The 4,405-nt window shown below is 59.0% G+C and carries 4 protein-coding genes; all 4 read right to left on the minus strand.

The genetic code is table 11. The annotated features are described in order from the left end of the window. Positions 1 to 74: 74 nt before the first annotated feature. Positions 75 to 968, minus strand: a complete 894-nt coding sequence (gene nifU, locus IQ273_RS30975) for a Fe-S cluster assembly protein NifU (protein ID WP_194026936.1) — start codon at positions 966 to 968, stop codon at positions 75 to 77. Between the two features lie 141 nt (positions 969 to 1,109). Next, positions 1,110 to 2,303 (minus strand): cysteine desulfurase NifS, encoded by a 1,194-nt coding sequence (gene nifS, locus IQ273_RS30980; RefSeq protein ID WP_194026934.1) that lies wholly within the window; start codon positions 2,301 to 2,303, stop codon positions 1,110 to 1,112. Positions 2,304 to 2,416: 113 nt separating this feature from the next. Beyond that, positions 2,417 to 2,788 carry a 4Fe-4S binding protein gene (locus IQ273_RS30985; RefSeq protein WP_194026935.1) on the minus strand — a complete coding sequence of 124 codons (372 nt, stop codon included), beginning with the start codon at positions 2,786 to 2,788 and terminating at the stop codon, positions 2,417 to 2,419. A gap of 116 nt (positions 2,789 to 2,904) precedes the next feature. After that, positions 2,905 to 4,395, minus strand: coding sequence for a nitrogenase cofactor biosynthesis protein NifB (gene nifB / locus IQ273_RS30990; protein WP_194026937.1), 1,491 nt, complete (start codon positions 4,393 to 4,395; stop codon positions 2,905 to 2,907). Positions 4,396 to 4,405: the final 10 nt, after the last annotated feature.

Genomic DNA, 4,405 nt, shown 5'->3' on the forward strand with positions numbered 1-4,405 from the left:
GGGTGGTGGGGTGGTGGGGTACGGGAGAGAAGAATTCAAAATTAAAAAGGCAAAATTTTGAATTTTGAATTCCTTCAAATCGCTTCTACGGTGAGCGTTGGCAACACCAACCGCTGCAACTTGGCCTCGATCGCATACTTCAAGGTCTCGGTACTGCTGGCGCAGGAGCCGCAGGCCCCCTGGAGCTTGACCAACACGCGATCGCCCTCGACATCGTGCAAACTGACATCGCCGCCGTCGGCGATTAGGATGGGCCGGACCTCGGTGTCGATTACCTGCTGGATTAGGGTGATTTTTTGCAGGTTGGTCAGGGGTGGGGCGGTCTGGGTGTTTTGCTCCTGTTCTATGGCCAGGTCAGCGGCGGCTCGGACGGTTTCGATAGACTGTTGGGCATCGACAATCAGGTCTTCGATGTTGGCCAGGCAGGAGCCGCAGCCGCCTCCGGCTTTGACGTAGTTGGTGACTTGCTCCACGGTGCTCAGGTCGTTTTCGGCGATCGCCCGCTTAATCTTCTTTTCCGAAATGCCGTAGCAGGCGCAGACTAGGGTGCCGTCATCGTCCTCGTGGTGCTCGACTTCGATGCCGCGATACTTATAGATCGCCGCCTCTAGAGCCTCCTGGCCCATCACCGAGCAGTGCATTTTGGCCTCGGGCAGACCGCCTAAGAAATCGGCGATGTCCTGGTTGGTAATGTGCAGTGCTTCATCCAGGGTGTGGCCTTTGATGATTTCGGTTAGGGCGGAAGAGGATGCGATCGCGCTCGTACAGCCGAAGGTCTGAAACCGGGCATCCAAAATGCTGTCGGTGGAGGGCTGAATCTTCAGGTGCAGCCGCAGGGCGTCGCCGCAGGCAATGCTGCCCACTTCGCCGTAGACCACCGCCACATCGGGTTCAGTGGGGTCATCGATCGCACCCTGGTTGATCGGGTTATAGAAGAGTTCGAGTACCTTTTCGGAGTAGTCCCACATGGCGGTTTCGGGGGTGAGGGTGGATGGGTAGGCAGGTGTTGGGTGTTGGGTGTTGGGTGTCGGGTGTTGGGTGTCGGGTATCAAGTATCTGAGACCTGAAACCTAAAACCTGAAACCTAAAACCTGATACCCTTCGTTTTCCTAAGTCACGACAGCTAAATCTCGCTCCTGCAACCACTCCGCCTGGTCGTTGTTAAAAGGCGACATAGCGCGGAGGCGTTCCACAATCTCGGGCATGACGGTCAGCACCTGGCGAATTTCGGCTTCGGTGTTGTAGCGCGACAGGCTAAAGCGAATCGAGCCGTGGAGAATGGTGTAGGGCAGGCCCATGGCGGTGAGTACATGGGAGGGGTCGAGGCTGCCGGAGGTGCAGGCGGAACCGGAGGAGGCGCAGATGCCCTCGCGGTTGAGCATGAACAGAATCGCCTCGCCCTCGATGTACTTAAAGCCAATGTTGGTGGTGTTGGGCAGGCGGGGGGCACCGCCGCCATTCACCACGGTGTCGGGGATAGTGGCCAGAATGCCGTATTCCAGCATGTCCCGCAGTTCGGCTTCGCGCTTGGTGTGAGCCAGATTGAGCTGTGCCAGTTCGGCGGCTTTGCCCAGGGCCACGATCGCAGGCACGTTGTGGGTGCCTGCCCGGCGACCCCGCTCCTGGTGTCCGCCTAGCAAGAACGGGCGGAAGCGGAAGCCCTTGCGAACGTACAGCACCCCAATGCCCTTGGGGGCGTGGAGCTTGTGGCCGGAGAGGGTGAGCAGGTCGATGGTGCTGGTAGCCAGGTCAATCGGCACTTTGCCCACCGCCTGCACCGCATCCACGTGGAAGGTGGCACCGTAGGCTTTTGCGATCGCCCCAATCTGCTCCACCGGAAAAATCACCCCGGTTTCGTTGTTGGCGTACATGGTGGTCACCAGAGCGGTGCCGCCGGTCATCGCCGCCTCCAGCTCCATCAGATCCAGCTGGCCCCGCCCATCTACCGACAGGTAGGTCACCGTGTAACCCTTTTTCTCCAGGTGCTTACAAACCGCCAGAATCGCCGCGTGCTCGACTGCCGTGGTGACGATGTGCCGCTTCTCCGGCTGAGCCGCCAGGGCGGCATGGATGGCGGTGTTGTTGCCCTCGCTGCCGCAGCTGTTGAAGATAATCTCTGTCGGTTCGGCCCCCAGCAAGGCCGCAACTTGCTCACGGGCCGTCTCAATCGCCGCCCCCACCTGTCCACCAAAGCTGTGCATCGACGACGGGTTGCCGTACAGCTCGCTCAGGTAGGGCAGCATGGCCTCTAGAACAGCAGGGTCGGTGCGGGTGGTGGCGTTGTTGTCGAGATAGGTGACCATGGCGGTTAGGGGAGTGAAGGGGTGGTGGAAAGTTTTGAGTTTTAAGTTTTGAGTTTTGAATGGGGGTGATTTCGTAAGAATTCAAAATTCAAAACTCAAAATTCAATATTTGACTAGGTCGCCTGCAATCGCTTCAAAGATTGGGAATAGCTGTCAAACCAGTCGTGCCAGTAGCCCGGCTCCTGCACCCCCTGAAGCCGCGCCACCATACGGGTGTAGGTAGCAAACCACGACTCCCAGTAGTCCCCCATCGCCTCTGAGGTGGAGGTGAGCGACACCGCCGCCACCCCGGCACTCAGGGGTACACAGCCTTCATTGGTGGGGCAAGTGGCCCAGCATTGGGGCACCCCGTGGGAGCCCTGGCACTGATTGCAGCGATCGATCGCAATCCAGAAAGCCGTGCCATCGGTCTGAATCGCCCCGGTTGGGCAGGCTGAGAGGCAGCGTTGGCAACCGATACAGCTTTGAGTGATGGAGTAGGGCATGGGAGGAGCCTCTGGGGAGTGGGGGAGAAAGTTTTGAGTTTTGAAGTTTGAGTTTTGAATTTAAGTAATCGATGGAGAACTCAAAATTCAAAACTCAAAATTAAGAACTAAACGCTTTAGCGTCTAAGCACGTGCTCGTCATAAAACTGCCGGGCCACGGTCTCGATCACGTCGTAGGCTTCGACTACCACCAAGCCCGCTTCTTGTAACTGCTTGCTGGGGCAAGGGCCAACCTTCGACGCCAGCACCGCTTTGCAGTCAGAAATCGTGTCGATGATGCCGGTCAGCATCGCCTCTTCGCCGTAGCCGCCCTGGCAGTAGTCGGCGACTTTGCGGTGGCTGATGAACTTGGCTCCGGCGGCATCCACCTCGTAGATCATGAATTCCTTGGCGTGGCCAAAGTGCTGGTTCACGATGCCGCCGCCCTTGGTGGCCACAGCAACTAAAACCTTGGGCGAATCTTCCGACAGGGCACCGGGGATGCGGGCGGCGGATTGCTTCTTGGCGTCAACGGCGGCCTTGGCCTGGGCAATGCCGATGTGGACGGCCTGGCGGGTTTCCAGGCTGTAGGACACCGGCATTTCCATGAACTTGTCTTTGGTGAACTCTTGGCTGCGGTCTTCGCCCAGTAGGCCCACGGCGTCGGCCCGGCACTGGCGGCAGTGGCGCATCAGCTTCAGGTTGCCAGCGCAGTTGTCCTGCACCTGCTTTAGCTCTTTGGGGTTGGGGCCGCGCTGGCCATTCAGGCCAAAGTAGGTACCATGCTCCGGGGCCGAAATCAGCGGCATTATATTGTGTAGAAATGCGCCCCGTTCCCGAATGGCGGCATTCACCTCGGGCATGTGCTCATCATTGATGCCGGGAATCAGTACCGAGTTCACTTTGCAGAGAATGTCAGCGTCCTGAAGCGCTTTTAGACCTTCCATCTGCCGCTCGTGCAGAATGCGGACACCTTCAATGCCCCGGTAGCGCTTGCGGCGGTAGTGCACCCAGGGGTAGATTTTTTCGCCGATCGCCGGATCGACCATATTAATAGTGATAGTGACGTGGTCGACGTTGAGGGCTTTGATGCGATCGACGTAGTCCGGCAGCATCAGACCGTTGGTAGACAGGCAGAGTTTGATGTCGGGGGCCTGCTCGGCAATCAGCTCAAAGGTGCGGAAGGTTTTTTCGGGGTTGGCCAGGGGGTCGCCGGGGCCAGCGATGCCGAGCACCGTCATCTGGGGAATTTTGCCCGCTACTACTAAGACCTTGTGGGCGGCTTCTTCAGGTGTCAGCAGTTCGCTGACCACACCGGGGCGGCTTTCGTTGGCGCAGTCGTACTTGCGGTTGCAGTAGTTGCACTGAATGTTGCAGGCGGGGGCCACGGCCACGTGCATGCGGGCGTAGTGGTGGTGGGCCTCTTCGCTGTAGCAGGGGTGCTTATCGATGCGGGCCTGCATGCTCTCGCTGATGGCAGTGTCGGTTTTGGTGGTGCAGCCAGTGGTGGCCGTGCTACAGCCGCCGCCCGCCGGTTTGACCAGGGTTTTGGTTTTGGTCAGGGTAATGTCCAGATTGGGCGTCGCGGTGGGCGCGGTGGTCAGGGCAGAGTCGGGCGGTGGCGTCATGGCTTTGGGG

It is taken from the genome of Nodosilinea sp. LEGE 07298, from assembly GCF_015207265.1.
GTDB lineage: Bacteria > Cyanobacteriota > Cyanobacteriia > Phormidesmidales > Phormidesmidaceae > Nodosilinea.

What these genes read in the sequence shown, in the direction of transcription:
- nifU (WP_194026936.1), bottom strand. Translation starts at nt 968, where the DNA reads ATGTGGGACTACTCCGAAAAGGTACTCGAACTCTTCTATAACCCGATC.
- nifS (WP_194026934.1), bottom strand. Translation starts at nt 2,303, where the DNA reads ATGGTCACCTATCTCGACAACAACGCCACCACCCGCACCGACCCTGCT.
- IQ273_RS30985 (WP_194026935.1), bottom strand. Translation starts at nt 2,788, where the DNA reads ATGCCCTACTCCATCACTCAAAGCTGTATCGGTTGCCAACGCTGCCTC.
- nifB (WP_194026937.1), bottom strand. Translation starts at nt 4,395, where the DNA reads ATGACGCCACCGCCCGACTCTGCCCTGACCACCGCGCCCACCGCGACG.